This window comes from Pseudomonas azerbaijanorientalis, assembly GCF_019139795.1.
GTDB classification, from domain to species: Bacteria; Pseudomonadota; Gammaproteobacteria; order Pseudomonadales; family Pseudomonadaceae; genus Aquipseudomonas; species Aquipseudomonas laurylsulfatiphila.
Genome location: NZ_CP077078.1, coordinates 2,830,790 through 2,856,611, shown reverse-complemented (window position 1 = coordinate 2,856,611; position 25,822 = coordinate 2,830,790). Strand labels below are relative to the sequence as shown.

Genomic DNA, 25,822 nt, shown 5'->3' with positions numbered 1-25,822 from the left:
GGTTGTCGGCATCAAGCCGCATCGGCACCGACCCGCAGCCGGTCGTAGGCCTGCATCTCGTCGGCATCCAGCGGGATGATGTAAGGCTCGACGGCTTTCCTGAAACTGCTCATCAAACCGTTTTCGTCCTTCTTCAGGTGGCAATGGCAGAACCAGTCGCGGTCATTGCGTTGTGGGTGATCGACGCGATGGTGGTAAAGCCCCCAGCGGCTTTCGGCGCGGAACAATGAAGCGCGGGCGGCCATTTCGGCGCAGTCGCGGATCATGCTGACTTCCATGGCGCGCATCAGCTCGTGGGCGTTGTGGGCCTTGATCTGGTCGAGATCGCGCTGGATGTCGCTGAAGCGTTGCAGGCCGATCTGCATCTTCTTTGTCACTTTCGGCGGTTGCAGGTAGTCGTTGACGAAGCGCCGCAGCTTGTACTCGACCTGGGCCGGTGGCAGGCCGTGTTCGCGGTCCAGCGGTGCATAGACCCGCTGTTTTTCGCTTTCGATCTGCGCGGCATCCAGCGCGGAAAACTCGCGACCGGCGACAAAATCCGCCGCGTTGTTGCCGGCAAACCAGCCATAGGTGAACGCACCGAGCATGTAGTTGTGCGGCACCGCCGCCATATCCCCCGCCGAGTACAAGCCCTTGACCGAGGTCTCGGCCTTCTCGTTGACCCACACCCCCGACGCCGAATGCCCGCTGCAAAAACCGATTTCCGAGATGTGCATCTCGACCATTTGCGTGCGGTAGTCGGTACCGCGATTGGCATGGAACTGGCCCCGGCTCGGACGCTCGTTGCTGTGCAGGATCTCTTCGATATTCTGGATGGTTTCCTCGGCCAGGTGATCGAGCTTGAGGAACACCGGACCGTTGCCGCTCTCCAGCTCCTGATGGAACTCCCACATCATCTGCCCGCTCCAGTAGTCACACTCGATGAAGCGCTCGCCCTTGTTGTTGGCGGTGTAGCCACCCAGGGGGCCGGTGACGTAGGCGCAGGCCGGGCCGTTGTAATCCTTGATCAGCGGGTTGATCTGGAAGCATTCCAGGTTCGCCAGCTCGGCCCCGGCGTGGTAGGCCATCGAGTAGCCGTCGCCGGCATTGGTCGGGTTTTCGTAGGTGCCCATCAGGTAGCCCGAGGACGGCAGGCCCAGGCGTCCGGCGGCGCCGCAGGCGAGGATGACCGCCTTGGCCTTGATCACATGGAAGTCCGCCGTTCGGCAGTCGAACCCCATCACGCCGTTGACCGCGCCCTCTTCATCCGTCAACAAACGCGTGCACACCAGGCGATTGGTGATGCTCACCCGCGCGCGCTTCAACTGGCGGTACAGGACTTTCTTGATGTCGTGCCCCTCCGGCATCGGCAACACGTAAGCGCCCATGTGGTGGACCTTTTTCACCGCGTAGTCGCCGGTTTCGTCCTTCTCGAACTTCACGCCCCAGCGGTCCAGTTGCTCGATCGTCTCGAAGCTGTGGGTGGCATAGGCGTACACCGCCGCCTGGTTGACGATGCCGTCGTTGGCGATGGTGATTTCCTTGGTGTACTGCTCCGGTGTCGAGTGGCCGGGAATGATCGCGTTGTTCAGGCCGTCCATGCCCATGCTGATCGCACCGCTGCGCTTGACGTTGGCCTTGTCGATCAACAACACCCGCAGGTCGCGGTTGCGTTCCTTGGCCTTGATCGCCGCCATCGGGCCGGCGGTGCCGCCGCCGATCACGACGATGTCGTATTCCTGCTCCAACGTGCTGCGCGTCATGCCTGATCCCCTTTTTGTCGGTCGATCCGCAGGCGGTACTGGAAGGCATCGCCACGGTAGTAAAGGTGTTCGAAGTCCAGCGGCCGGCCTTCGGCGTCGTGGGTCAGACGCTCGATGCGCATGATCGGCGAGCCGGGTTCGACGTTCAGCGCCTGGGTCAGGTCGCTGTCGGCCAGTACCGCATCGATGGCCAGGTCAGCGTGACCGAGTGCCAGGCCGCAGTCGTTTTCCAGGATCAGAAAAATGTCGCGGGTGACCAGGTCGGCCTTTTCCAGACGCTCGCCAACAGCCTTGGGCAGGTAGGTGATTTCCAGGGAAATCGGCTCGCGATTGATCAGGCGTACCCGTTTGATCTGCGCCACGACCTCGCCTTCGTCGACCTGCAAACGCTCGGCGACCAGCTTGTCGGCAGCAATGAACCTGAAGCTGCGCAGGCGGTTGATCACCTCATAGCCACGACCGGTCATGGACTCGGCCAGGCCTTGCAGGGTGCTGACGTTCTGGAAGGTTTTCGGCTTGGCGACGAAAGTGCCCTTGCCGTGGATCTTGAAGATCAGCCCTTCCTTTTGCAGGTCACCCAAGGCCTGGCGCACGGTGATGCGGCTGACCTTGAACAAGGCGCCAAGCTCGCTTTCGGAAGGCATCTGGCTGTCTTGCGGGTATTGGCCGTCGAGGATGCGGGCGCGCAGCACGTCTCGCAGCTGGGTGTGCAGCGGGACGCTGCTCAGGGATAGAACGTTATCGGTCATGGCAGATCACTTGTTATAACGAGTTATGACGTGATCTTAGAGAGGTTATGACACGCTTGAGAAATACCGAATGCGCATAAGGTTAGATGCGCGACGCAAGAACAAATGTGGGAGCGGGCTTGCTCGCGAAGGCGATGTGTCAAACAACATTGGCGTCGACTGACACTCCCTCTTCGCGAGCAAGCCCGCTCCCACAAGGGGATACGTGTGATCTGAAGGATCAGTGGCGCTTGAGAATCTGGTCCATCACCCAGTCGGTCTTCAGCGCCTCTGCGGCTACCGCCGGATGCTGCGCCTCACCACGAATATGCGCATTCATGCCCAACACGTGGTGCCACTGAATGTGCGCGTGATGCTCGATGGTCAGGCTGAGGTTTTCGTCGGCGTGCAACTCGACCGGGTGCTCATCGAACATTGAAAAGCTGATCCGGCCTTGACTGCCAATCACTTCGACCCGGTCTTCGCGGCGATCGGCGACGAAGTTCCAGCAGCCCATTCCCAGTGCCCCGCTGGCAAACCGCCAAGTGGCGCTGACGGCATCTTCGGCCGCGTACAAACCGGCCTGCCGTGCAGTGAGCCCGGCGACTTCGACGATATCGCCGAACAGGTACTGGAACAGGTCCAGGCCATGGCTGGCCAGATCGGCGAAGTAGCCACCACCGGCAATCGCCGGATCGGTACGCCAGTTGTTCGCGCCACCCAGATCCGCTGCCGACGGGGCTTTGGTGAGGGTCCAGCTCAAGTGCCGGACCTCGCCGATCCGCCCCTCCTCCAGCCATTGCCGCACTTGCCGGAAGCGTGGCAGCGAACGCCGGTAATAGGACACGAACAGATGCAACCCGGCATCGGCAAACACCTGTTGCATCTCGCGACTTTGTCCGGCGTTGAGCGCCATCGGTTTCTCGACGCAGCAATGCTTGCCGGCGGCGGCCACCTGCAAGGCATAGGCGTGATGACTGTCGGGCGGTGTGGCGATGTATACGGCGTCGACCTCGGGATCGTTGATCAACGCTTGCGCATCGGTATAAACCCTCGCGATGCCGTGGCGCGCGGCGTAGTCGGTGACGGCTTCCAGGCGCCGCCCCATCACCGCCACCAGCGCCGATCCGGGCGCCTTGTAGAAGGCCGGTGCGCTTTTGCGTTCAGCGACACTGCCACAACCGATCATGCCCCAGCGCACCAGGTTCATAGGCTCTCCTTGCCGTTCAGTCGATACGCAATGCGCGCAGGTCCAGTCGACCGTCCTTGAGCGGCGGGCACCAGTAGTAGCCACCGGTGACCGGACGGCTGATGCGGTACAGGCCGTCGGTGATGCCGTCTTCCAGGCCACTCATGCGGCGCAGCTGGGCTTCGAAGGCGTCGAGGGAGAAACCGAAGGCCAGGAACATCAGGCCGGCACGGTCACCTTCGATCCACGGCATCGAGCGGCGCACCACGAAGGCCTCGGGCGCAAAACTTTCCTGGGCGGTGCGTTTGACGTGGGCGGAAACCGGCGCATCGTCGATCTCTTCGTTATCGCTCAGGCGGCGGCCCATGATGTTGTCTTTCTCATCCGCCGACAGCCCATGGAAACCTTTCAAGTCATGCTGCCACTGCTGGATCGCGGCGAAGCTGCCACCCACCAGGCCGTCCGCGCCTTCAGCCACCAGTGCAGCAGCCACTGCGGCTTCGTCGTGGGGGTTTTCGGTGCCATCTTCGTAGCCGGTCAGGTCATGGCCGGTCATGTGGCGGAAGGTTTCGTTCATCTGCACCAGGCGCAACGCCGGGGCCAGTGCCGCTGTGATGGCGTTGCTGCGGTTGAGCAACTCGCCACGGTCCTCACCGTGCAGCCAGCACCAGAGCGCGTGTTGGGTCGACGGATTGTCGACGCCGACGCCCGTCAGCGCCGGGAACGGCCGCAGACCGTCGATCTGCCCGTCCAGCGCCTTGACCAGGGACTCGCCGAAGCCGGCCACCACCGACTTGCCGTCCACCAGCCCTTGCAGGTTATCGAGCGCAGCCGGCAGTGCAGCGGCGGATTCGAGCGCGAAGAACATATGGCGGGCTTGAGGTGGAACGGGGGTGGCGAGAATGCCCGGCTGGTAATGACTCATATGAACTCCTTGAAAAGAGCATGGAGTTTAACCGGTGTGTGAGGTTTTGTGTGCCGTCGGAGGCCAGGAACCTGTGGCAAAGGGGCTTCGGTGGTAAGTGGACTAATATGGCAAGTGGCTTCTGTGGCGAGGGGGCCAACAAGGGGCACTTCTGAGGCCATGACGCAGGGCACCGATAAACCCGCGAACGGCAAAACGCTGAGATGAGTCATGACAAGGGTTGCTGAGGTCTGCTAAAACGATTCATCAGTGCATCACCCAATCCAGAGGGGTAACGACATGACCACAGCCAATATTCTCCAGAACCTGTTCCCGAGCCCCGCCGACGTCCCGGAAAAGTATCGCCTTGAAGGCCAGACCGAACAGCGTGAGTACCTGGTCGATGGCGTCCTGAGAACCTGGAACGGGCCACTGGCCCAGGTCCGCAGCCCGGTGTACTTGACCGGTGCCAACGGTGACGAGCAAGTGATCCTTGGCAGCACGCCGCTGCTCGATGCCGACACCGCATTGACCGCCCTCGACGCTGCCGTGCGCGCCTACGACCGCGGCCAGGGATTGTGGCCGACCATGCGCGTGGCCGAGCGCATCCAGCACGTCGAAACCTTCCTCGGACGCATGCGCGAGCAGCGCGACGCCGTGGTCAAGCTGCTGATGTGGGAAATCGGCAAGAACCTCAAGGACTCGGAAAAGGAGTTCGACCGCACCTGCGACTACATCGTCGACACCATCAACGCGCTCAAAGAGCTCGATCGCCGCTCCAGCCGTTTTGAACTGGAACAGGACACCCTCGGCCAGATCCGCCGCGTGCCGCTGGGCGTCGCCCTGTGCATGGGGCCTTACAACTATCCGTTGAACGAAACCTTCACCACGCTGATCCCGGCGCTGATCATGGGCAACACCGTGGTGTTCAAACCGGCGAAACTCGGCGTGCTGCTGATTCGCCCGTTGCTGGAAGCCTTCCGCGGCAGCTTCCCGGCCGGGGTGATCAACGTCATCTATGGCAGCGGCCGCGAGACGGTCAGTGCGCTGATGGCCAGCGGCAAGATCGACATCTTTGCCTTCATCGGCACCAACAAGGCCGCCAGCGACCTGAAAAAACTCCACCCCAAGCCCCACCGCTTGCGCGCGGCGCTGGGCCTGGATGCGAAGAACCCGGGCATCGTCCTGCCGGAAGTGGATCTGGACAATGCGGTCAGTGAAGCGGTGACCGGTTCGCTGTCCTTCAATGGCCAGCGCTGCACCGCCCTGAAGATCCTGTTTGTCCACGAAGACGTGGTCGAGTCCTTTATCGACAAATTCAATGCCAGGCTCGCCAACCTCAAGCCCGGCATGCCCTGGGAAAGTGGCGTAGCCCTGACGCCCCTGCCGGAATCGGGCAAGGTCGACTATCTGCATGCACTGGTGGCGGATGCCGAGAGCAAAGGCGCCAGGGTGGTCAACCCCAACGGCGGCGAGGCCCGTGCGTCGTTCTTCTACCCGGCGGTGCTGTACCCGGTTACGCCGCAGATGCGGGTTTACCAGGAAGAACAGTTCGGCCCGGTCATCCCCATCGTGCCGTACCGCCACCTGGATACCGTGATCGACTACGTGCTGGAGTCGGATTTCGGCCAGCAGTTGAGCATCTTCGGCACCAATCCGGTGGCGGTCGGCCGGCTGGTAGACACCTTTGCCAACCAGGTCGGGCGCATCAACCTCAATGCCCAATGCCAGCGCGGACCGGACACCTACCCCTTCAATGGTCGCAAGAACTCGGCCGAAGGCACCCTGTCGGTGCATGACGCACTGCGGGTGTTTTCGATCCGCACGCTGGTGGCCACCAAGTTCCAGGAGACCAACAAGGACCTGATCAGCGAGATCATCAGTGGTCGCAGTTCGAGCTTCCTGACCACCGACTACATCTTCTGAGGAGAGCCAGCCTGAGTACATCCAGAGCCGATCGACTGCCACCGCTGCTGCGCCGATTGCTGCGTCCGTTGCTGGACCCGTACCGGCGCTACCGCCACGCCCGGGTGATCCATGCGGTGCGGGTGTCACTCGGCTTGCTGGCGACGATCCTGCTGACCACCGGGATCAAACTGCCCCACGGCGAATGGGCGTCGGTGACCATGCTGGTGGTGATCGGCGGCTTGCAGCACCACGGCAACATCGGCAAGAAAGCCGCCGAGCGCGCCATTGGCACCCTGATCGGCGCCGGTGTCGGCCTGGCGCTGGTGCTACAACAGGCCTGGCTAGGAATGCCCTGGCTGACCTATTTCGCGATGTCGGTGGTCTGCGGGTTCTTCTCGTATCACGCCATCGGCAAGGGCGGCTACACCGCGCTGCTGTCGGCGATTACCGTGTTCATCGTCGCGGGGCATGGCGACAACCCGGTCACCGATGGCTTGTGGCGCGGGGTGGATATCCTGATCGGCATTGCCCTGGCCCTGGCGTTTTCCTTCGCCCTGCCCCTGTATGCGGTGTATTCCTGGCGCTACAACCTGGCCGATGCGCTGCGTGATTGCGCGAAAGTCTACGGGCGCATCATTGACGGCCAGGCCATCACCGCCGACGAACACCTCAAGCTCATGACGCGCCTGAATGCGGCGATGGTGCAACTGCGCTCACTGATGCCGTCGGTGTCCAAGGAAGTGAAGATTTCCATGACCGAGCTCGATGCCATCCAGCGCAACCTGCGCATGTGCGTCAGCACCCTGGAAATCCTTGGCAATACCCGACCCGATGCCAATGACCCCGAGGCGATGACGCTCCTGCAAACGGCATTGAAAGCAGAGCATCGGCAGATTCGCGTGCAATTGATCGGCATGGCCCGGGCGTTGAAATCAGGCGCCGCCCAGCGCCTCGATCGGCCCATGGAGGTGCCGCTGATCAGTCTCGATGCACCGGTCTACAACACACTGGACGGCTATCGCCTGCTGACCCAACAACTGGCTGCCAACATCGGCGAGATGCGCCAGCGCCTGGCCAGGAACGCGCCGCGCTGGAACATCTGACGCCGGCGAGATGGGTTACGGCGTCACCGTGCGCCGAAACTTGAGTGACCAGCCTTGCTGCATACCGGCAGCGGCCAGCAGAATCGCCGCGACGCCGATCCACTGCAGCGGCTCCAGGCGATGGCCGAAGGCAAACCAGTCGACGAAAATCGCCGCAATCGGGTAGATGAAGGACAGCGCCCCCGTCAGCGCAGTCGGCAGTTTTTGAATGGCGCCGTACAGCAACACATACATCACACCAGTGTGCACCATGCCCAGTGTCACCAGGCTGGCCCATGCGCTTGGCGCCTGCGGCAGTGTCGAAAGATTCGCCAATGGCGCGAGCAACAACACGCCGGTGCTGACCTGGATCAGCGCAATCAGGTGCGGTGGCGTACCCGTCAAACGCTTGATGATCAGCGCAGCAATCGCATAGAGAAACGCCGCGCCCAACGCCAGGGCAATGCCCGTCAGGTAATCGCTGCCGCTCTCGCCCTGGCTGCCATGGGCACTGACGATGGCCAGCATCCCGAGAAACGACACACCCAGCCAGAGCATTTTCTGCGCGGTGATCTTTTCGTTGAGAAACAGCGCCGCCAGCCCGACCAGCATGAACGGCTGAACGTTATAGACGGCGGTGCCGATGGCAATCGACGCCCGGGAATAGGACGCGAACAACAACACCCAGTTACCGACGATCGCCACCCCGCTGAGCACCGCAAGCAAAAACGTGGTGCGGGTCAGAATGCCAGGGCGCAGAAAGCCGAAGGCGGCGCAAATCAACAGTAAGGTGCCGGCACCGAACAGGCAGCGCCAGAACACCACATCCAGCACCGGTTGCCCGGACACCAGCACGAACCAACCGATGGTGCCGGAGATCAGCATGGCGGCCGTCATTTCAAACGAACCGCGGCGTAGGGTTTTGTCCATCATCAGACTCCTGTGTTTGTGGCCAAAGTATGCCAATGCAGCCGGGGGCTACTCCATAGCAGAAAGCAGGCTAAACTCTGAATCTGCCTTTTTTATAAAGGCGGTTTTGAAAAAATGCCTAACAGAGGGTTTCGCCATGACCGATGACATCGACCAAGTGCTGATCACGGCCCTGATGCAAGACTCGCGACGCTCGCTCAAGGCCCTGGCGCAAATCAGCGGCCTGTCCTCCCCCAGCGTCGCCGAGCGCCTGCGCCGCCTGGAAGAGCGCGGTGTGCTCAAGGGCTACACCGTTGAAATCGACCCGAAAAGCTTCGGCTATCAACTCCAGGCCATCGTGCGTATTCGCCCGTTGCCGGGCCAGTTGCAAGAGGTGGAACGGCAAATCATGGCCATTGCCGAATTCACCGAGTGCGACAAGGTGACCGGCGACGACTGTTTCATCGCACGCCTGCACGTGCGCTCGATGGAGCAACTGGACACCCTGCTCGACCGCCTCAACACCCACGCTGAAACCAACACGGCCATCGTCAAGAAAACCCCGGTCAAGCGCCGGTTACCGCCCATGGCGTGAGTGATATTTGTTTCAGGCTGCAGTAGATTGATGGTTTCCGGCGAAGGATTGACGGTATGAAAACTCAGGCAATGCTACTGGTGGCTATGATGCTTGCGGGTTGCGGCACGATTCAGACGGTTGTGCGCAGTGATGAAGTAGCGTCGAAAAGTCTCAAGGAACAAAAGAGTTACTGCGGCGCGGTACCGCGAATCTACAGCGGCGTGACCTACGACTTTTGCATGCTGAACGCGCCCCTCGAAAACGGTCGGGATGCGCAGGTACATGGCCCCGCCCCCGCCATCGTGTTACTCGATGCGGTCGTGTCCGGCGCGATGGATACCTTGCTGCTGCCCTACACCATCTACCGCCAGCAAGCTGACGGCAGCATTGTCATTACGGAATAACCCTGGATTCCAGGCAATAAAAAACCCGCCTGAGCGGGTTTTTTACTTCAAGGCCGACGATCAGTCATCACGGCTCATGATGCCGAACAGCTGCAACAGGCTGACGAACAGGTTGTAGATCGATACATACAGGCTGATGGTGGCCATGATGTAGTTGCGCTCGCCGCCGTGAATGATGGCGCTGGTCTGGAACAGAATGCAGACCGAAGAGAACAGCACGAAACCTGCGCTGATCGCCAGTTGCAGGCCGCTGATCTGGAAGAACAGGCTCGCCAGCGTCGCACCCAGCAGCACAAAGAAGCCTGCCGTGATGAAACCGCCGAGGAAGCTCATGTCCTTGCGGGTAATCAGCACATAGGCCGACAGGCCGCCGAACACCAGCGCGGTCATCGCGAAGGCCGAGCTGACCACTTCAGCGCCGCCCTGCATACCCAGGTAACGGTTGAGGATCGGACCAAGCAGGAAACCCATGAAACCGGTCAGGGCAAATGCCGACACCAGGCCCCAGGCGGAATCACGGAGTTTGTTGGTGAGGAAGAAAAGGCCGTAGAAGCCGATCAGCACCACGAAGATATTCGGGTAGCCAACACGCATCTGCTGGGCAACGTAAGCCATCACACCACTGAATGCGAGGGTCAGGGCGAGCAAGCCGTATGTGTTGCGCAGGACGCGGCTAACCTCTAGCTGCTCAGCCTGCACGCTGTTATTAACTGCGTAATCCTGTTCGCGCATGGCGACACTCCTGTTGGTTTGAAACGTTCAGTCGCAAAGATCATAACAGACACTCTGTAACTAGCTATGCAGAGAGTTTGACAGTGTGTTTCATTCAGGTATTATGGCGCCCGCAACGCAAACGGAGGTGTGGCCGAGTGGTTTAAGGCAACGGTCTTGAAAACCGTCGACTGTAACAGGTCCATGAGTTCGAATCCCATCGCCTCCGCCATCTTTATACGACAAAGCCCTGATTATTCAGGGCTTTGTCGTTTCTGGGGTTTGGGAATCGGTGCTGCTTTTCAGAGCCGTTACAAAACTATTCGGTAACCGTTACAAAACTTTCCGGCTTTCCCCCTCCTCCAGCGTCCTGTCGATCGTTAATATCCTTCATGTAACAGGCTGCTACGCTGACCTCATAGCCGAGGATTCGCGATGCCAAATTCAGACCTGCTCCCTTCCCTGCTCTTCAAGATCAACGAAAATCAGCTCGCCCTAGAGGCTGCCATCATGGAGCTCACCCTATGGGTCGAGCAACGCGGTTCGGCAGATGTCGCCGCAAACGTGCGCGGCGCACTGGTCACGATCGACCGGAATGAAGAGTTCATCAAGATGTCGCTCGCCGTGCTGATGGCCCCGGAGTGACTGCAATCGCTGATGAGGTGAAGGCGGAAAGAAATATACGGGGCATACTATGGAGAATGCTGCACTTCTATATTAGCTCGCGTATTTGAGTTGAGGCGCAACAAGCACCCCAACCCCGAGACAGATAATTAATCTTTCTTTTTGAATTCGAATATATTAGAGCGAGAAACTTCTTGGGCACTCTTAAGTTTAGGAAGAGGATTGTTAATTACACTTGGCTGGAAGGCGAGAAAACCATCAGTCAGGCCACAAAGCTGCTCAACATCCCTTACAGGCATCATCAGATCGCGAACTATTGAAGCCTTTGTTTTTATTTTCGCCTCTAGAAGTGCATTTATAGCCCTCGGCATTAATCGAACGTTCTCTAGCTGAGAGTCGTTGTCGAGCGGTTCCCCCTTCATCCATCCACGAGCGGAGTAGCTCTTCCTAAGCCTTAAAGCCTCTTGCTCGCCAATCAACAACAACTTTTCAGCTCTGTAAATGATTGCCGCAACAGAAACTTTCCAGCGTCGCTTCAATGAAAGCAAATTTTCTAACGATGGATATCTTGGAAGTTCTACAGACAGAAGCTCCTCAGGAAGTAACAAAGAGCTCGCAAAATAGTTTGCCTGCCTTTCAATTTCTTTGAGATGCAAAATATCAAATGTTTTGATACTCTTGTGAAGAACCACATGACCTATCTCATGCGCAAGATCGAATCTAGAGCGATAGTAATTACTTTTGTCATTCGAAAGCAAAATAAATGGTCTTTTTTGGGACTCGTCCCACTGGGATAGTCCGTCCATTTTTGTATTACCTTGTTGGACGTGCGCACAAATTATCCCCGCCCCCTCCGCTGCCATGGAAAGATCGGTGATTGGGCCCAGACCAAGCCCCCACATCTCCCGGCACTTTAATGCAGTCCTCGCTATTTCCGGAAAATCAAGCTCTCGATGATCGGTGATATCATGGGTAGGTAAATTCAAATCTGGCCAATCTAGCCAAGTAGAAAGATACCCTGCAATTTCCTGCAGCCAATCCATCTTTGTACCTGCTTTTCCGCGCAGATCGCTGCTCGTACTAGCCAATGTTCTATAGAAAACGGGCGATAGCGGTTTACTTGAGATCGGGCGAGTAAACCAGGCTACTGGAAAACCGAGGACAAAAGAGATGCTTTCGAGAGCCTCTGACTCGGGAGCGCTCTCACCTTTCTCCCATCGAGAAATAGAAGAAGATGATTTTCCAATGCGCTCGCTCAAATCAAGCCTAGTCAATGACGCCAGTACTCGCGCCTGGGTGAGGCGAGCAGGGACAAAGCCCGAAACACCTACTCTCATAACTTATCTCTGGATTCCGATGCTTCGATTTCACTAATAACTTCTTTCAATCTAATTACCGCCTTATCTGTCGGAGCGACTGACTCTTCTACAGCCGAGATCTCGGAATATTTCATAAGGACTTTCGAGCATGGCTGAAGATAGTGCCACCCTGATAGATCGCTATAAGGAACGCCAACTTGAAGATCTATCATTCGATCTTGATCGAGATTCTGTTTAGGATTAACGTTGACCAAAAGCAAACCAAGCGTACTTGAAGGAAGCATATGCACAGTTGGAGAAAACAAGTCGTGCGTCACTCCCTCCAGCCTTGCATTTAATGCGGCAATCAAAGCTCGATGCTTGGCACCTCTAGGCAAGGAGCTACCTTGATTCACGCCAATTCGACCAAGTTGAAGAGGTCCGGATCGTAGTACAACGTAGTTTTCACCCGAGTTATCTGCCTTTAGATCTAGCACTTCGAGGCCTGACGACTCAGCAATGGTTCGCATAGTCGAGCTAAGCTTGTAGTGCCGAGCCTGAGGCAGAGCTCTAACAAGCTCATGCTTATGAAGCTGCAAGCGTGCGGTCATGGTGTCATAAGCCATACCATATGCCGCATGTAGATCGTCCAGAGCCCTCACCCAAAAATCTCTCGGGAAGTGAGCTACCAACAAGCTTTCAACTTCTTCCTGAATATCAATCTTGCTCATATTTTGATCGATTCCCGCAATCTGGATTTTTGTGTTTTTTTCACCGTTAAGCGATCATAGCATGCCCCAACGCAGCGACAAGTCGTCATCCAAAATTTCGTACCGGCGAGAGGGGCCCGACTCAGCGCCAGGCTTGTCGAATTCCCTCTCATGTCTTCGTCACACCGACCAAGCACAATGAGATCAGCCAAAGGGATTTGACCCACCTACAGAGAGCCCAACCAATGTGCTGGGCTTTTTCGTATCTACGACAAGCTTTTCACGAAACGCTCACAGAATGGAGCGCAGATTGAACAGACAACAGAATTTGACGCCGTACAGAACGCCTGCCGCTGAGCGGGCTTTTTGTTACCTGCTGCGCTTTTCTTAGTGCCCCATAGGATTTAGCTCTGGACCCTTATAGGAACATCTAAAAAGTCTACACACGCGACTGGCATAAAATCGCTAGCCAGTTCGCGAGCCACGCAACAGCTGTTGGTATGAGCATTCACGTGAATCGAATACGATATTTTCTCATACTTTTTCGAGGTACCTACATCACCAGACTTATCAGCGTTTTCTGGGCTCTTAAATCATTGGTACCTAAAAACTGCGAGTGGGAGTGCATGACGTATCCGTTACAATTAACAGGACTGAATGGATCAGCGGTGATTTCAATATCGAAGTACTTTAAAGTGTTGCCAAATTTCCCAAGCGCCACACCTTTCACTGATGCAGCTCCAGCAGCCCGGAGAAATGCTGCTGCCACTCCAAATGAAAGCCCGTGCGTAGTGCAGTCGTCGACTACAATAACGTTCCGACCTCGAAGCTTCCCCTTATACTCAGGGTTCAGATGAAGTGTCTCGACCTGATTTTTCGGATCGGTTCTATCGGCATTTCGATTAGCAGACCGCTTGTCAGAATGTGTATGTCGGATGAAGAGAGGTTCGTTTCTTTTGCAAAAATGCGCCTGCGATACGGTCGTGCGGAGCCTATGTGTGAAATCACTAAGCACCTCCGTATCATTGTTTTGACTCTTGGATGACGGATACACGCCCCAGCAAAGCTGTTGGGTTTCGTATATCCCATCGATAAGAAAAGACCTGGCCGTCGCTAAAAGCAAAGCAGTGATATGAGTGCCACCATTTTTTACAGTCTGAGTTAACTTGCTAGCAAATGCTTGCTGAGTCTGGGTAATATTATTACCGTACCCTGATAGATCTGCCAACGCGTTTGCATTGTAGTTTTGTCCGCGCCCCTCAAACCACCAGTGGCCGTCCCACCCTCCTGCAATTTTCAGAAGCTCATACAACTCAGCTCCAGATGCAATGGATATTCCAAGGTTTCGGACAACCCTATCCGTGATCCAGCCCGCCGCAATTAGCAACGCTCGCCCATTCTTGGCCATTTGCATGTCTTCGCTTTTCACGGCTAGTACTAATACGTCAAAGGTAGCAATATTAAGCTGCTGGGCGAGATCTCGAACGACCCCGCCATTCTGCCTAGTATCTGTTTTTATGAACTGGACACCAGACCCTGCAAAGGCTTGATCAAACCAACCGGGTTTGGCCTGATTCGATGTCAAACCTACAAAGGTCCCAGTCCCGCATATGTTCTTCAACGTCTGAATCCCCGCTGGGTTTACGGCCCCATTGGTAATCAGCGCATAAGGCGAAGTAAGTAGAGCGAGCATCCATTCTCCTCCCCTTATTAAAATAAGGGCATCTGTGGGGTTTTAGGCATATCTGGATTGATGAGCTCATCATCCGAGACAGAAATGGGTTCGTGACTGACTGACTCGGATTTCAAAATAGGAGTTTGAGACTCCGAAAATTCTCTTGGACCATTTAATAGAGTAAACGATAATTCAGCGATCATCTGGAGCAAAAGTCCAGTTTCGCTTGGAACCTCCAGCGAAACTGCTCCATAGGTATCTCGTGCGAAAGCGAGTTCCGGACGAATTTCCTGAGTTGCAGGCAAATACAAGTTTACAATTTTCTTTCCATATTTATGCGCAAATTTTACGGTATGGGCTGTTCCACTCTTGATCTTCCACTCTGTTGGGAAAAGAACATCACCAAGCCCTGCTTGCAACCTGTTGCGTCTAACGAAGTTCTCACTACTATAAGACTCGCAAGGAAGATACTCGCTCAGAACGGTCCCCCCTTTCGCGATAATTTCTGCTCTTAACCCCTCAGAACCTCTAGGGTAATTTTCAAGGATTCCAGTACCTAATACGGCCACTGTTGGAAGGCCATACCGCAGGGATTCTAGGTGGGCCGTTTGATCAATACCAACCGCGAGGCCGCTTACAGTTACAATTTTCGATTTCGCTAACGCAGCGACCATATATTTTGTCAAAAAAATTCCGTCAGCGGAGGGTTTACGTGTCCCAACGATTGAGGCGGCAGATTGCTTGAGGTTCTCAATGCTACCTTGAATAAATAGCCAATAAGGGGCGTCAGAAATTTCCTTAAGCTTTCGAGGAAAGGTCGCCTCACCATTGAAGAGCAACACAATCCCCATGGCTGCGAGCTTTCTGGCCTCCTCAATCCCTAACTCCCACAGTCGCTGCTGGCCTTCCAGGTCCGAAAAACCAGCGTCACGAATCACTCTCTCCAGGCTGGAGGCTGACGGGTTGCGAAGGGTATGATTGAAACCTTCGTCGCTGGCGGCGATTTTATGTAGGGTACGAAAGCCCACTCCCTTCAAAGTAGTTAGCGCCAAGAACGCGATTTTTTCGTGCCGCCAGAAACCTCTGTCATCCATCTATTCGGTGCCTTGTAGAATCTTGCTGGCCGTCGTCCATTTGGCTCCTGCAAATGTCGGTGCATCCATCTCAGTGCCCACTCGTATGCATCTGATAGTCTCAGGCCGCCTGCCGCTTACGTCAATGTTCATGTGCATTTTAAATCGCCCGTCCTAGTCAAACCAGCGCAACGGCCTCATAGACCCACGATTACAGGCATTAAGTAGAGACTGAAATGCGAGCCTGACATGGACCTAACCTCAACACGCTGAGCCCGGCGAGCCCACAAAAAGACGCACCTTACTGAATCCGTTACGCCTCGACTCTTGGGCTTTCAGCTGCTATTAGTAGCTGGTAAGTCAAGGAATCAACTGTGACTGGTTTAACACAGTCCCATATGGTACACATTGGCCAGGAGAGGACAATCAAGTCGATCACCTGCCCTCCACACCTGAGGTTTAAATGGATAAAAACACTGAGCACTGCATCGACACTCTTACTCTCAATGCAGAGCTAAAACTTGAAGGTAGTACTCGAAAGGTCACAATCGAAATTTATGACGATGGCCACGACTTGGTACTCTTTGCTAAGGGTGACGTTCAAACGGACATACAATCAGCGATAGAGCTATTTTCTAGCAAAGAACCGCTGACTGCCCACCTAGAAACCGGTAGTACGATTGAAGGTGACGAATCGAAAATTTTTTACTTAACTCAGAATCCCACTCGTGACGCGATGCGGATCGCAGTAAATTTCACTGTGACAGAATTAGAAAAACAGGGCTTTAGCACTAAGGTAATTGACGACTGGGATTAATTTTTAAAACGGAAACACTAATAATTCAGTCAGAAAAGATATCAAGGAGTTGAGCTTTGATGGACTTTACGGCGACCAATACGAAAACTAAACTTTTCAAGCCAATCACAGACATATTCAGTGATAAGCCTATCGTACCTCTTGAGGAGGTATGTGCATACGAATCCTTATGGCTAAATCAAGGCGCCTGGTTTGCAAATCTGGCTAAGCTTTTCAATCAAAATCCAAACGCCATACCGTCTGACCTAGTCGATAATGAAAGCATTGAGAAGACGCTACTTCGATTCGTCAACGAGGTAGGCCTCGAATATTTTTCCACTATCGGAATTCGAGTGCACGGTGCAGGTGAGTATCCGCAAAAATTGAGGGACGCAGATCATCCAGTTGAACTCCTTTACTACCAAGGGAACTGGGAGTTGGCTGATAAAAAAAGCATTGCAATAGTAGGCTCCCGATCCGCGTCTGAAGAGGGTATATTTAACGCTGGAGTCATTGCACACAAACTATCAAAATCAGGATATACAATAGTTTCGGGGTTGGCAAAAGGCATCGATACGGCAGCGCACAACGCTGCTATCGCAGCTGGCGGCGATACCATAGCAGTGATAGGCACTCCGCTTAACTCATATTACCCCTCCGAAAATCGCGACCTTCAAGACCGCATTGCGAAAGATCACTTGATTATCTCTCAAGTACCTTTCCTTAGGTATAGAGATCAAACACCAAAAACTAATAGGTTATTTTTCCCTGCGCGAAACGTTACCATGTCAGCACTGACTAAGGCGACGATAATTGTTGAGGCGGGCAATACGTCGGGAACCTTAATCCAAGCACGAGCGGCACTCGCGCAGAATCGAAAATTATTTATTCTAGATAGCTGCTTCAGAAACCAAGAACTTACTTGGCCTGCCAAATATGAAAAATTAGGCGCCGTGAGAGTAAGTAATCTATCTGACATTACCGGAAACCTGATGGATGAATAGGCTTACGAGACTCGACAACGACTCTTATACATATTTTTCGGACGATGATGAGTGCTACCACTATGGCGAGTACACTTCAGGCGGCGGTTATAGGGTTAGCGTCACCAATGACAAAATATTTAGCCTGAAGACAAAACCTACTGCTTCGAGCGGGGCTCTCTACCATAAAGGCCAGGCGATTGAGTATTGGGGATCAATTATTTCTAGCACCATAAATATTGCTGCAATTGTGGGATCGACTACATTTGTACCTATGCCATGTTCTAAGTCGGACGATCATCCAGATTACGACGATAGAATGCTGAGAGTTTTAAAGGTACTTAAGCGCACCCATCCTACAATCGACATCAGGCCGGTTTTGACGCAAACGATTGCCAGACCCAGTCAACATCAAGGGGGGCGACTTAGACCTTCTCAACTAATGCAGAGCATGGAGCTAAACAAAGATTTCTTGAAAAACCCATTAAATAAAACCGTCATAATTTTAGATGATGTAGTGACCATGGGCGCGTCATTCAACGCTGCAAAAACTATAATTTCAAAACGTCCGGAGGTGAAGAAAATAATCGGTCTGTTTTTAGCCAAAACGGTTTGGCCGAGAAGCGAACTTGATGACCTATTAGACTCCCTATAACTAATACGAGCTATACTACTTACCACTTATTCCTACCGCCAAGTAAACTACAACGATTAACAGGCCCTGACCCGATCTTGGCCTGATATCTAACTGTGACATGAAAATTAAGAGTCGGATGTGCTCAGTCCTTGTGATTTCAGAAGAACGAGCGGCACCTTTGGCCGAACTCTGTCCTTGCTGACTCTCAGCTATGGGTTGAAGTCGCTCACCTTAAAACAACCCTCCAAGTGCTGCGGGTTCCCAGTTCATGATCACCAGTTCACCGCTGATTTCTCCCTTGCCCTGCCGCTGGTTGCTCGTGGTGTAGCGAATATCCAGCGTTTCAAAGTGAAAGCCTTCAAACACCCGGCGGATGTCTGGGTGGTCGTTGATACTGACCATCACCCTGCCCTTGCAGCGGCGCATGAAGTTGGCCATCCGCTCGTAGTTCTCGAATGGAAAATCCACACCATAACCGGCGGTCTGCCAGTACGGCGGGTCCATGTAATGGAAGGTATGCGCCCGGTCGTAGCGTTCAGCGCATTCAAGCCAGGGCAGGTTCTCCACGTAAGTGCCAGACAGACGCTGCCACGCGGCTGAGAGGTTTTCCTCGATGCGAAGCAGATTGATTGACGGGGTGGTGGTGGCGGTGCCGAACGTCTGCCCGGAGACCTTGCCGGCGAAGGCATGGTGCTGCAGGTAGAAAAATCGCGCTGCGCGCTGAATGTCGGTGAGGGTTTCCGGGCGGGTCATCTTCTGCCACTCGAACACCTGGCGCGAGCTGAGCGCCCATTTGAACTGGCGCACGAATTCTTCGAGGTGGTTTTGCACCACACGGTACAACGTCACCAGGTCGCCGTTGATGTCGTTTAGCACTTCGACGGGCGCTGCCTGGGGCCGCATGAAGTACAGCGCGGCACCGCCGGCAAAGACTTCGACGTAGCATTCATGCGGCGGAAACAGCGGAATAAGGCGATCGGCCAGACGGCGTTTGCCGCCCATCCAAGGGATGATAGGGGTAGACATGGATAGCAAGACCTTTACTGTATAAATAAACAGGTGATAGGCTCGCTCTGCTTTGTGCACAGAGCAGGAGCCTTGGCGGGACTTGCAGGGACAATCTGCGGGGACGGTGGCCAGGCTGGATGTTGACGCATTCAGACTGGCCGCTCCTTTTACTTCGGGGTGAAACCCTCTTTGACCCGGGGCGACTCACATACCCGGAAAATCAAACCGGCACTTCGAGCACGACTTTCTGCGGCTTGCCGGACGCCTTGGCCTTGCCCTCCTTGCCGCCATTGCACTCTACCGACACCGTCCACCCGGACGGGGTGAAGGTGTGATCCACCGACTCCACAAGGTATTCGCCATCGAGGCCGCGCTTGAAGCCTTGCGCCTCAATTACGATTTCGGCAAACAGGTCGGTCCGCCCCGGCAGGTCGAGACGCACCGAGGCGGTGGATCGGTTGAACGCCGCCAGACGCGCCTTGGCCGCTTCGTCGGCCGCCGTGCGGTCCGGATAGATATGGCGATCGGTATGCACCGGCGGCAGGCCTTCGGGCACGTTAGGGTTGTCCAGGTGCGAGATGAGTAACTCGCCGCTGGCCGGGTCCTGGTACTGGGTGCTGACGCCCTGATGCGCACTGCGATCGCTCAAGCGAAACTGCCAGCGGGTGACATCGCTGCGCTGCAGGTTGATGACCGCCAAGGCCTTGCCACTGGCGCTCTGCCCGCCTTGTCGCGGCAAGACCAGCAGCTTGCCGTCGGCCACCTTGGCCGTGCAGTCGTGCTTCTTGGCCACCCGGGTGATGAAGTTGAAGTCGGATTCATTGAGCTGGTCCATGCGCGGCACCCGGGTGTCGACCGGGCACGACGGCTGCCAGCCATTGCGCGCGGCCACGTCGCCAACGATCTGCGCCAGGCTGACGTCCTCCCAACTGCCGCTGCGCGTGGTTTTGCCACTGCCACGCATGTCGCTGGCCTTGCCGCTGATCACCAGCGTGTCCGGTGGGCCGGAAACCGCCACCTCGTCCACGGTGTAGCGGCCCATGCGCGTCAGGTCGGCGCCGGCATAACCCAGGTAGACTTCGATGCTCGCGCCACGAACGGGCAGCGACACCGCGCCGTCACGATCGTCGATGCGCAACTCAATCGAATCGGAGGCCATCCCGGGCCGGTCGGCCAGTTGCAGCGACACCAGCCGATCGTTGATCAATGTGGTGATGTCGGCGCCGTCGGCGACGATACGAAACAGCGGTTGCATCGTGGTACTCCAGGCAAGAAAAAGCCCGCACTGAGCGGGCTAGGGTAATGGGATCAATCCCAGAGTGAAATCACGCTGTCGGGCTCGATCACCAGATCCGGCAGCGTGATCAATACACCCGCCCGGAACGGTTGCGGCTCATCGGCCAGTCCCTGATTGGCCGCCAGCACCGCCTCGACACTGCGGTTCAGGTGGCCGTAATAGTGGTGGCACAGGGTATCCAGCAGATCCCCCTCAGCCGTTCTGCAGGTCATCGCCATAACGGACAAACTCCAATGAAAAGCCCTGCTTGCGCGGGATGGCCCCGGGCAGCAAAGCGCTTTGTTCCTCTTCGATATTGGTCAGGCACCAATTGCCCAGCACCTCGCCGTAACCGGTGGTCAGGTTCAGAGGCAGCAACTTGGCGCCGATACTGCGCAGAGTATCCAGCTGCTTCAACCCACCCTTGAAGCTCGGGTAGATCGCGCCCTTGATGGTGATTTTCTCCTCGCCTAGCCCCACGGCCTGTTGCGCCGGCCGCCGGGTCAGGCGCTCCTGCGCGGCCCAGCGAAACGACGTCTGCCGGCGTAACTCGTCAAACGCCGCCGTGTCCAGGTTGAAGTAATACGGCCGCTCATTGGCCTTGAGCGGGTAGATGATCAACAGGTGCGGGAATGGCTTCACCGCATCGGGAATCGGCGTCATGTCGCCGGCAAACCATTCCGTGGGGAAAATATTGCCCAACGCGGCATTGGCCTTGCCAGCGACCTTGTTGAAAGCCGCGCCAAAGCGGCTGATCTGTTCGGTCAGGGCGGAAAAGTGCTCTTCAAACTGCGCCAACGCGCGCTGGGTCTGGTTGTAGTAGCTGGCAACCTTGCCGATCTTGGCCTGCGCCGAGTTGATCGCATCCTGCAGACGCCGGGTCTTGTCGCTCAGGTCCTCGCTGATAGAGGGCAAACCTTCCAGCGCATCGGCCGCCCCGCTGATTTCATTCAGTGCGCCATTCATGGGTCCGGTCATGGACTCCAGGTCAGTGCGCCCGGCCTCCCCCGCGTCGACCATGTACTTCAACCCGCCCTGCAGGTGCTGCAAGTAAGTTTTTTCATCCGCCATTTCACGTCCTCAAACCACATGGGGTGCATCAAACAACTGGCGGTCGCGCGCTTCCCGAGCGAAGTCGTCAAACTGGCGCCGCAGGTACGGCATCATTTCCTGGACGAACTGCGCCGGGTCTTTCACATCACCCTGCACCTGAAAAACCGGGGCCGGCGCGAAGGTAAATTGCTGATCGACCTTCGGCCACTCGGGTGTCTTCGCTGCCGTGCTCGACATTAATACCGCCGCCGTGACCGGCGCGGCGGGGGCGTTTTCCATCGAGCGCACGACCGCGCCCACCCCCTGGCCGGCGGCCATGGGAACGATGCCGATCGGTGCTTTGGCAGGCGTGTCCGGCCCGCCAAACAACGCCTTGCCCATGGTCGCCCCTATCTCGCCCCCGCCCCACGCCCCGAGCATGCCGCCGATAATCCCGCCAATGGCGGTACCGACCACGGGGACGATCGAGCCTAAAGCCGCACCGGCTGCCGCGCCGCCGAGTACGCCCCCCATGAGCCCACCTACCGCGCCACCGTAGCCTTCGGCCTTTTCATCACGGGTGGTGGCGTTCTGGTAAGTGTCCAGCATCTGAACGCCGGCACCGACCACCGCCAGCGCCCCGCCCACTTTCATGCCACGGGACATCCGACTTGCAGGGCTTTTGCGCTTTCCGCCCTTCCCTTCTTTGCCGTGATCCAGCCTGTCGTCATCGCCGTCATTCGCGTTGGTCACGAACACCCGCTGCACGATATTGGACCGGTCGCCGGCCGAACCGCGCGCGATGTTGGCCAGCCCCCGACCGATTTTCAGTGCGGCCCAGGCTTTGCCCAATACCAACGCACCAGCAGTGAGTGCCGCCAGGCCCAGCACGGCCTTGGGCGTTTCCTCGGACAAAGCGGTCAAGCCACGCGCCGCCGCGCCAATCCCGATGGCCAGCGCATCCGTCGCCGGACGCAGGGCATCACCGATGGCACGCAACGAATCGTTGAACGCCTGACCGGTTTCGGCCCAGCGTTGTGACGAGGCTTCGCGACGCTCGCTCAGGTTCTTGTCGAGAATGTCCTTGCGCGGGCCGTTGGGGTCCGAGGCGCCTTTTTTCAGGTCCGCGTAGAATTTTTTGTTCTGGGTGTACGCCATCAGGGCCGTCTTGACCTGCATGTCGGCAAACAAATCGCCGGTACGCAAAGTGGCGGCCAAGGCATCGGCCATCGCTTGCGCCTTGGCCGGGTCCGTCTCCTGGCTGATCTGGGTCAGCCCCTGATTCAGCTGCTTGGCCTTTTTCGGATCGGTCTTTTCCACGTACCGGCGCGCCAGTTCGAAACTGGCTTCAAAGGTCGACAGGCCCTTGCCAATGGCCGCGTTCATCGAACCCTGATAGTCAATCCCGGCATCGGCATAGCCTTTAACGGTTTCCCCCGAGCCAATTTTCGCGACCCAGTTTTTCAGGTTGTTCGCCGCCTCATCGGCACTGCCGGCGCTCTTGATCTGCACCTGCAGCATGGCGCCCAGCTGGGTCACCGCATCCTGACCGGTGATGCCGCTGCTGGCCATCTGCGCCAACAGTTCCGGAAACCACTTGGCCATGTCGGCCGCTTCGAAGCTGCCTTGCTGGCCCAGCAACGCGACCGACGCCAGGGCCTGTTCCATTTTTTTCGGGTCGGTGATCTTGGCGTTGTTCTGCATCGCCAGAATCATCTTCGCCGTATCGGTGCCCGACGCGCCCTGCCCGACTGCAAACTTGGCGGCCACCGGGGCGTACTTCAGCGCTTCGGTCAGATCCATACCGCCGCCAACCAGTTGGTTCACCAGCTCGGCCACCTGGGTGTTGGCCATGCCGGTGTCTTTTGAGGTCTGGACGATGTCGCGGGCGGTGTTCACTTCCTGCTGGGTGTTGGCGGTACCGGACTTGATCGCGATGTCACGAATAATCGCCTGAAAGTCCGCGCTGACCTTAGTCGGCACGGCCGCCAGGGTGGTACCGGCTACCGCCGTACCGAATCCGCTGCGCAGGCTCTCCCGCCCCTCTTCCACCTGCCCCATCCCTTTGGCCTTGAACTCGGCACTGCGCACCACCTTGCCCAGCGCCAGGTACTCCTGACGCAGCCGACCGACTTCGACACCCTGCTTGCGCAGGCTGTTGGTGTTGGTTTCCAGTTTGCGCAGCAAGGCATCGGCGTTGGCCGCCCCACTGTCGTGGGCTTTTTTCCATTCATCGCGCAGACGCATGGTCTCGCCGATGACTTTCTGCAACCCCTTGGCGCGTGTGGTTTGCGCCTCGAGCTTTTTCATTTCGCCGCTGACATTCTTGAAGGCGGCGCCCAGGGATGAATCGACGGCGCCGCCAATCACCAGCCCGAGCGAGAGTTTGTTCGCCATGCAGGGTACCTGTGTGCAAAGGGGATGGGCTCAATCCGTGAGCCACCAGACCATCTCGGAAAACGACAGCCCCTGAATCTCGGCCGCCGAAAAGTTCAGCTCGACGGCCAAGCGTTTAGCCAGGGCTTTTTGCAGCTTGGGGTTAAACCCCGTCATCTGCTCCCACACGAAAATAGGCGGTCTGCAGACGACGATAATCACGCATCAGCAGCCCCTCCAGATCCGCGCGGCCGATGCTCGCCAGACTGCAGAACAAAACCATTTCCTGCTCTTCTTCGTTGCTACCGCCCTGCAAGGTGGCGGCGCGCATCTCACGCACCGTCGGTTCACGCAGGGTCAGCTTGTCGACCTGAATGCCGTTAGCCTCGCTCGGCCGGGACAGGGTTACGGTGGCGATGCCGCTGCCCAGTTGCAGCCATTTCGGCAGGACGTTGTCTTTCGCGTTGTTCATGGTGTTGCTCCTTACATGCCCAGGGCGGACCGCACGGCGGCCAGTTGATCGGTACCATCGACGAAACGGATCGAGTTGAGGGGATCGATTTCAAACATCACGCTGCCGTCGATTTCCAGCTTGTAATAGGTCACCGCAACGGCGTACTTGAACTCGCCCTTTTCACCCGGCTTCCAGTCCCCGGGGTCGACTTCCTTGAGGCTGCCACGCAGGGTGGCGATCACCGCCTTGACCGAACCTTTCTGGCCCTTGAAGGCTCCGCGAAACGAGGCGTTGAATGCGGTCAGATCAGCCTGACCAAAAAACTTCAGCACCTCGCGGCGCACGCCATTGGTAATGAAGCTGGCCTCCAGTTTTTCGGTGCCCATGTCGATCTCGACCGGCGCGTCCATGCCGCCGGCGCGGTACTCGTCAGTCTTGAGGGTCAACTTGGGCAGGGTCAGACTCGGCACATCGCCCTGCAGGCTGATGCCGTCGACAAACAGGTTGGTGTTGTAGAGCACTTCCGGAATCATAAAGCGGCCTCCTTAGGCAGCGGTGTCCAGCACTTCAGTGATCCACTGATCGGTCACCTCCACGCGGAAGTTCGGGTTTTCGGCCGGTGGCACGTCAGTGAACCGAATGTTCCAGTACACCTTGCCGTCGCTGAGTTCGCTGGAGGTGTTCAGCTCTTCGTCGGCATACACCTCAAAGTTGATGATCGCGCCCTGATTCTTCAGGTCGCGCATGAACGCCTGCAGGCCTTCGGTCACGTCCTTGACGTAGGTCGCGGTGATCGAGCGGTCAACCGCCCACTTGTGCGCGTAGAGGATGGCGTCCATGACGATATCCAGCGTGCGCACGCGGGTGACGAACTTCCATTTCGGGTCACTGGACAGTGTGCGGTTGCCCCACAGCCGGTACCCGTCATCCCGAATGATCGTGGTGATGTTCGCGTTGTTCAGCACGTTGGCCCGGCAGGAGGGATCACCATCAAGAAACTCGATCGGCCGCGTGGTGCCGGTAACGCCGACAAACTCCTTGTTCGACGGCGAGGCCCAGAAACCGTAGGTGGCATCGGTCCAGGCAAACAGGCCGGCGGTCCAGGCCGACGCCGGCGCGTTGACCGTGGCACTGATTCCGGTGTCCCAGAACTGCACGCCCGGATCGACCATGTAGGCGTGTTTGCTGCCGAAGTTTTCGACATAAGCAATCGCGGCTTCGTCGGTGGTGTTCGGTCCGTCGAGGATGGCCATGGCCCGCATCTTGTCACCCAGTGCCACCAGTTCGGTGGCCACTGCCAACGTCGCCGAATACCCCGGAGTCACCAACAAGCGTGGCTGGGCGTTGAACTTGCTTTTGCCGTTGAGCAACGCCTGCATGCCAGTACGGCTGCCGTCGGCCCAAACCCCGCCGATGATCGCGGACAACTGCTCGGCCGGGTCGTCCAGCAGCGGCACACCGACAGCGACAATCACCGCCTTCGACCGCTTGAAAATCGCTTTGCAGTCCTGGGTGATGGCCGCGTCCGGCCCCCAGGCGGCCACCGCTTCGCTTTCGCGGGTGATCAGCAGCAGTTCGTTGGCTGCAGCCGTGGCCGGCGGCCCCACGGTGAAGGTGTTGCACAGGCCGATGATCGACGCGGACGGGGTGGCGATATGCCGGGCGCCGGTGTCCACCAAGGTCACGGTGACGCCGTGAAAAAAACTCATAGAGTGATGCTCCAGAA

The 25,822-nt window shown here is 57.0% G+C and carries 26 protein-coding genes and 1 tRNA gene; 9 read left to right on the top strand and 18 right to left on the bottom strand.

Annotated features, from left to right (window positions below; translation table 11 throughout):
• Positions 1 to 11: 11 nt before the first annotated feature.
• The 4 genes from KSS91_RS12690 to KSS91_RS12675 form a co-directional block, all read right to left on the bottom strand.
• Entirely contained in the window at positions 12 to 1,742 is a 1,731-nt protein-coding gene (locus KSS91_RS12690; RefSeq protein ID WP_007973338.1) for a fumarate reductase/succinate dehydrogenase flavoprotein subunit, read from the bottom strand.
• Positions 1,739 to 2,491: a GntR family transcriptional regulator gene (locus KSS91_RS12685; RefSeq protein WP_217838179.1), complete on the bottom strand. Its 753-nt coding sequence runs from the start codon at positions 2,489 to 2,491 to the stop codon at positions 1,739 to 1,741. The genes KSS91_RS12690 and KSS91_RS12685 overlap by 4 nt, the downstream gene beginning before the upstream one ends.
• A gap of 220 nt (positions 2,492 to 2,711) precedes the next feature.
• Positions 2,712 to 3,680 carry a Gfo/Idh/MocA family protein gene (locus KSS91_RS12680; protein WP_217838178.1) on the bottom strand — a complete coding sequence of 323 codons (969 nt, stop codon included), beginning with the start codon at positions 3,678 to 3,680 and terminating at the stop codon, positions 2,712 to 2,714.
• A gap of 16 nt (positions 3,681 to 3,696) precedes the next feature.
• Positions 3,697 to 4,584, bottom strand: a complete 888-nt coding sequence (locus KSS91_RS12675; RefSeq protein WP_217838177.1) for a Dyp-type peroxidase — start codon at positions 4,582 to 4,584, stop codon at positions 3,697 to 3,699.
• A gap of 279 nt (positions 4,585 to 4,863) precedes the next feature.
• Here KSS91_RS12675 and KSS91_RS12670 point away from each other — a divergent pair, with 279 nt between their 5' ends.
• Together KSS91_RS12670 and KSS91_RS12665 are read left to right on the top strand one after the other, a co-directional pair.
• Positions 4,864 to 6,489: an NADP-dependent glyceraldehyde-3-phosphate dehydrogenase gene (locus KSS91_RS12670; protein WP_217838176.1), complete on the top strand. Its 1,626-nt coding sequence runs from the start codon at positions 4,864 to 4,866 to the stop codon at positions 6,487 to 6,489.
• A 44-nt stretch (positions 6,490 to 6,533) separates the two neighbouring features.
• A complete protein-coding gene (locus KSS91_RS12665; RefSeq protein ID WP_217838398.1) occupies positions 6,534 to 7,574 on the top strand; it encodes an FUSC family protein in 1,041 nt (346 codons plus the stop codon).
• A gap of 15 nt (positions 7,575 to 7,589) precedes the next feature.
• Here KSS91_RS12665 and KSS91_RS12660 read toward each other — a convergent pair whose 3' ends face one another.
• The gene (locus KSS91_RS12660; RefSeq protein WP_015094849.1) at positions 7,590 to 8,483 is read right to left on the bottom strand and encodes a DMT family transporter; all 894 of its coding nucleotides are present in this window, start codon (positions 8,481 to 8,483) and stop codon (positions 7,590 to 7,592) included.
• A 136-nt stretch (positions 8,484 to 8,619) separates the two neighbouring features.
• Between KSS91_RS12660 and KSS91_RS12655 the strand changes: the two genes are divergently transcribed.
• Together KSS91_RS12655 and KSS91_RS12650 are read left to right on the top strand one after the other, a co-directional pair.
• Positions 8,620 to 9,057 (top strand): Lrp/AsnC family transcriptional regulator, encoded by a 438-nt coding sequence (locus KSS91_RS12655; RefSeq protein ID WP_095966836.1) that lies wholly within the window; start codon positions 8,620 to 8,622, stop codon positions 9,055 to 9,057.
• A 56-nt stretch (positions 9,058 to 9,113) separates the two neighbouring features.
• Positions 9,114 to 9,443: a YceK/YidQ family lipoprotein gene (locus KSS91_RS12650; RefSeq protein WP_217838175.1), complete on the top strand. Its 330-nt coding sequence runs from the start codon at positions 9,114 to 9,116 to the stop codon at positions 9,441 to 9,443.
• Positions 9,444 to 9,503: 60 nt separating this feature from the next.
• Here KSS91_RS12650 and KSS91_RS12645 read toward each other — a convergent pair whose 3' ends face one another.
• Positions 9,504 to 10,175, bottom strand: coding sequence for a Bax inhibitor-1/YccA family protein (locus KSS91_RS12645; RefSeq protein WP_015094846.1), 672 nt, complete (start codon positions 10,173 to 10,175; stop codon positions 9,504 to 9,506).
• 123 nt (positions 10,176 to 10,298) lie between these two features.
• Between KSS91_RS12645 and KSS91_RS12640 the strand changes: the two genes are divergently transcribed.
• Both KSS91_RS12640 and KSS91_RS12635 read left to right on the top strand, forming a co-directional pair.
• Positions 10,299 to 10,386 (top strand) — tRNA-Ser (locus KSS91_RS12640).
• 203 nt (positions 10,387 to 10,589) lie between these two features.
• Complete coding sequence (locus KSS91_RS12635; protein ID WP_217838174.1) at positions 10,590 to 10,799, top strand: hypothetical protein; 210 nt, start codon at positions 10,590 to 10,592, stop codon at positions 10,797 to 10,799.
• Positions 10,800 to 10,927: 128 nt separating this feature from the next.
• Here KSS91_RS12635 and KSS91_RS12630 read toward each other — a convergent pair whose 3' ends face one another.
• The 4 genes from KSS91_RS12630 to KSS91_RS12615 all read right to left on the bottom strand — a co-directional run bounded on the left by KSS91_RS12630 (position 10,928) and on the right by KSS91_RS12615 (position 15,555).
• On the bottom strand, positions 10,928 to 12,115 hold the full coding sequence (locus tag KSS91_RS12630; protein ID WP_217838173.1) for a helix-turn-helix domain-containing protein: 1,188 nt from the start codon (positions 12,113 to 12,115) through the stop codon (positions 10,928 to 10,930).
• Complete coding sequence (locus tag KSS91_RS12625; RefSeq protein ID WP_217838172.1) at positions 12,112 to 12,807, bottom strand: hypothetical protein; 696 nt, start codon at positions 12,805 to 12,807, stop codon at positions 12,112 to 12,114. Before KSS91_RS12625 ends, KSS91_RS12630 begins: the two co-directional genes overlap by 4 nt.
• Positions 12,808 to 13,339: 532 nt before the next feature.
• Entirely contained in the window at positions 13,340 to 14,479 is a 1,140-nt protein-coding gene (locus KSS91_RS12620) for a hypothetical protein (RefSeq protein ID WP_217838171.1), read from the bottom strand.
• 17 nt (positions 14,480 to 14,496) lie between these two features.
• Positions 14,497 to 15,555, bottom strand: coding sequence for a DNA-processing protein DprA (locus KSS91_RS12615; protein ID WP_217838170.1), 1,059 nt, complete (start codon positions 15,553 to 15,555; stop codon positions 14,497 to 14,499).
• Positions 15,556 to 15,997: 442 nt separating this feature from the next.
• Here KSS91_RS12615 and KSS91_RS12610 point away from each other — a divergent pair, with 442 nt between their 5' ends.
• Genes KSS91_RS12610 through KSS91_RS12600 form a run of 3 tightly spaced genes read left to right on the top strand, consistent with a single transcriptional unit; the run spans position 15,998 to position 17,968 of the window.
• Positions 15,998 to 16,351, top strand: coding sequence for a hypothetical protein (locus tag KSS91_RS12610; RefSeq protein WP_217838169.1), 354 nt, complete (start codon positions 15,998 to 16,000; stop codon positions 16,349 to 16,351).
• 59 nt (positions 16,352 to 16,410) lie between these two features.
• Positions 16,411 to 17,334 carry a DNA-processing protein DprA gene (locus KSS91_RS12605; protein ID WP_217838168.1) on the top strand — a complete coding sequence of 308 codons (924 nt, stop codon included), beginning with the start codon at positions 16,411 to 16,413 and terminating at the stop codon, positions 17,332 to 17,334.
• Entirely contained in the window at positions 17,327 to 17,968 is a 642-nt protein-coding gene (locus KSS91_RS12600; protein WP_217838167.1) for a hypothetical protein, read from the top strand. Before KSS91_RS12605 ends, KSS91_RS12600 begins: the two co-directional genes overlap by 8 nt.
• A gap of 213 nt (positions 17,969 to 18,181) precedes the next feature.
• Here the strand turns inward: KSS91_RS12600 and KSS91_RS12595 are convergent, their stop codons facing one another.
• From KSS91_RS12595 to KSS91_RS12560, 8 genes are all read right to left on the bottom strand, one after another.
• The gene (locus KSS91_RS12595) at positions 18,182 to 18,976 is read right to left on the bottom strand and encodes a DNA adenine methylase (RefSeq protein WP_217838166.1); all 795 of its coding nucleotides are present in this window, start codon (positions 18,974 to 18,976) and stop codon (positions 18,182 to 18,184) included.
• A 202-nt stretch (positions 18,977 to 19,178) separates the two neighbouring features.
• Entirely contained in the window at positions 19,179 to 20,213 is a 1,035-nt protein-coding gene (locus KSS91_RS12590; protein ID WP_217838165.1) for a phage late control D family protein, read from the bottom strand.
• 53 nt (positions 20,214 to 20,266) lie between these two features.
• Positions 20,267 to 20,473, bottom strand: coding sequence for a tail protein X (locus KSS91_RS12585; protein WP_217838164.1), 207 nt, complete (start codon positions 20,471 to 20,473; stop codon positions 20,267 to 20,269).
• Positions 20,448 to 21,305 (bottom strand): phage tail protein, encoded by an 858-nt coding sequence (locus KSS91_RS12580; RefSeq protein WP_217838163.1) that lies wholly within the window; start codon positions 21,303 to 21,305, stop codon positions 20,448 to 20,450. Before KSS91_RS12580 ends, KSS91_RS12585 begins: the two co-directional genes overlap by 26 nt.
• A 9-nt stretch (positions 21,306 to 21,314) precedes the next feature.
• Positions 21,315 to 23,663, bottom strand: a complete 2,349-nt coding sequence (locus KSS91_RS12575; RefSeq protein WP_217838162.1) for a phage tail tape measure protein — start codon at positions 23,661 to 23,663, stop codon at positions 21,315 to 21,317.
• A gap of 142 nt (positions 23,664 to 23,805) precedes the next feature.
• The gene (locus tag KSS91_RS12570) at positions 23,806 to 24,114 is read right to left on the bottom strand and encodes a phage tail assembly protein (protein ID WP_217838161.1); all 309 of its coding nucleotides are present in this window, start codon (positions 24,112 to 24,114) and stop codon (positions 23,806 to 23,808) included.
• Positions 24,115 to 24,125: 11 nt separating this feature from the next.
• Complete coding sequence (locus tag KSS91_RS12565; protein WP_217838160.1) at positions 24,126 to 24,629, bottom strand: phage major tail tube protein; 504 nt, start codon at positions 24,627 to 24,629, stop codon at positions 24,126 to 24,128.
• A gap of 12 nt (positions 24,630 to 24,641) precedes the next feature.
• Positions 24,642 to 25,805 (bottom strand): phage tail sheath C-terminal domain-containing protein, encoded by a 1,164-nt coding sequence (locus KSS91_RS12560; protein ID WP_217838159.1) that lies wholly within the window; start codon positions 25,803 to 25,805, stop codon positions 24,642 to 24,644.
• Positions 25,806 to 25,822 lie beyond the last annotated feature (17 nt).

Bases quoted from the DNA above. Each gene is read 5' to 3' on its own strand.
- KSS91_RS12630 (WP_217838173.1), bottom strand. From the start codon at position 12,115: ATGAGAGTAGGTGTTTCGGGCTTTGTCCCTGCTCGCCTCACCCAGGCG.
- KSS91_RS12570 (WP_217838161.1), bottom strand. From the start codon at position 24,114: ATGAACAACGCGAAAGACAACGTCCTGCCGAAATGGCTGCAACTGGGC.
- KSS91_RS12580 (WP_217838163.1), bottom strand. From the start codon at position 21,305: ATGGCGGATGAAAAAACTTACTTGCAGCACCTGCAGGGCGGGTTGAAG.
- KSS91_RS12560 (WP_217838159.1), bottom strand. From the start codon at position 25,805: ATGAGTTTTTTTCACGGCGTCACCGTGACCTTGGTGGACACCGGCGCC.
- KSS91_RS12585 (WP_217838164.1), bottom strand. From the start codon at position 20,473: ATGGCGATGACCTGCAGAACGGCTGAGGGGGATCTGCTGGATACCCTG.
- KSS91_RS12645 (WP_015094846.1), bottom strand. From the start codon at position 10,175: ATGCGCGAACAGGATTACGCAGTTAATAACAGCGTGCAGGCTGAGCAG.
- KSS91_RS12675 (WP_217838177.1), bottom strand. From the start codon at position 4,584: ATGAGTCATTACCAGCCGGGCATTCTCGCCACCCCCGTTCCACCTCAA.
- KSS91_RS12575 (WP_217838162.1), bottom strand. From the start codon at position 23,663: ATGGCGAACAAACTCTCGCTCGGGCTGGTGATTGGCGGCGCCGTCGAT.
- KSS91_RS12610 (WP_217838169.1), top strand. From the start codon at position 15,998: ATGGATAAAAACACTGAGCACTGCATCGACACTCTTACTCTCAATGCA.
- KSS91_RS12660 (WP_015094849.1), bottom strand. From the start codon at position 8,483: ATGGACAAAACCCTACGCCGCGGTTCGTTTGAAATGACGGCCGCCATG.
- KSS91_RS12650 (WP_217838175.1), top strand. From the start codon at position 9,114: ATGAAAACTCAGGCAATGCTACTGGTGGCTATGATGCTTGCGGGTTGC.
- KSS91_RS12625 (WP_217838172.1), bottom strand. From the start codon at position 12,807: ATGAGCAAGATTGATATTCAGGAAGAAGTTGAAAGCTTGTTGGTAGCT.
- KSS91_RS12670 (WP_217838176.1), top strand. From the start codon at position 4,864: ATGACCACAGCCAATATTCTCCAGAACCTGTTCCCGAGCCCCGCCGAC.
- KSS91_RS12620 (WP_217838171.1), bottom strand. From the start codon at position 14,479: ATGCTCGCTCTACTTACTTCGCCTTATGCGCTGATTACCAATGGGGCC.
- KSS91_RS12590 (WP_217838165.1), bottom strand. From the start codon at position 20,213: ATGCAACCGCTGTTTCGTATCGTCGCCGACGGCGCCGACATCACCACA.
- KSS91_RS12565 (WP_217838160.1), bottom strand. From the start codon at position 24,629: ATGATTCCGGAAGTGCTCTACAACACCAACCTGTTTGTCGACGGCATC.
- KSS91_RS12595 (WP_217838166.1), bottom strand. From the start codon at position 18,976: ATGTCTACCCCTATCATCCCTTGGATGGGCGGCAAACGCCGTCTGGCC.
- KSS91_RS12615 (WP_217838170.1), bottom strand. From the start codon at position 15,555: ATGGATGACAGAGGTTTCTGGCGGCACGAAAAAATCGCGTTCTTGGCG.
- KSS91_RS12605 (WP_217838168.1), top strand. From the start codon at position 16,411: ATGGACTTTACGGCGACCAATACGAAAACTAAACTTTTCAAGCCAATC.
- KSS91_RS12655 (WP_095966836.1), top strand. From the start codon at position 8,620: ATGACCGATGACATCGACCAAGTGCTGATCACGGCCCTGATGCAAGAC.
- KSS91_RS12685 (WP_217838179.1), bottom strand. From the start codon at position 2,491: ATGACCGATAACGTTCTATCCCTGAGCAGCGTCCCGCTGCACACCCAG.
- KSS91_RS12600 (WP_217838167.1), top strand. From the start codon at position 17,327: ATGAATAGGCTTACGAGACTCGACAACGACTCTTATACATATTTTTCG.
- KSS91_RS12635 (WP_217838174.1), top strand. From the start codon at position 10,590: ATGCCAAATTCAGACCTGCTCCCTTCCCTGCTCTTCAAGATCAACGAA.
- KSS91_RS12690 (WP_007973338.1), bottom strand. From the start codon at position 1,742: ATGACGCGCAGCACGTTGGAGCAGGAATACGACATCGTCGTGATCGGC.
- KSS91_RS12680 (WP_217838178.1), bottom strand. From the start codon at position 3,680: ATGAACCTGGTGCGCTGGGGCATGATCGGTTGTGGCAGTGTCGCTGAA.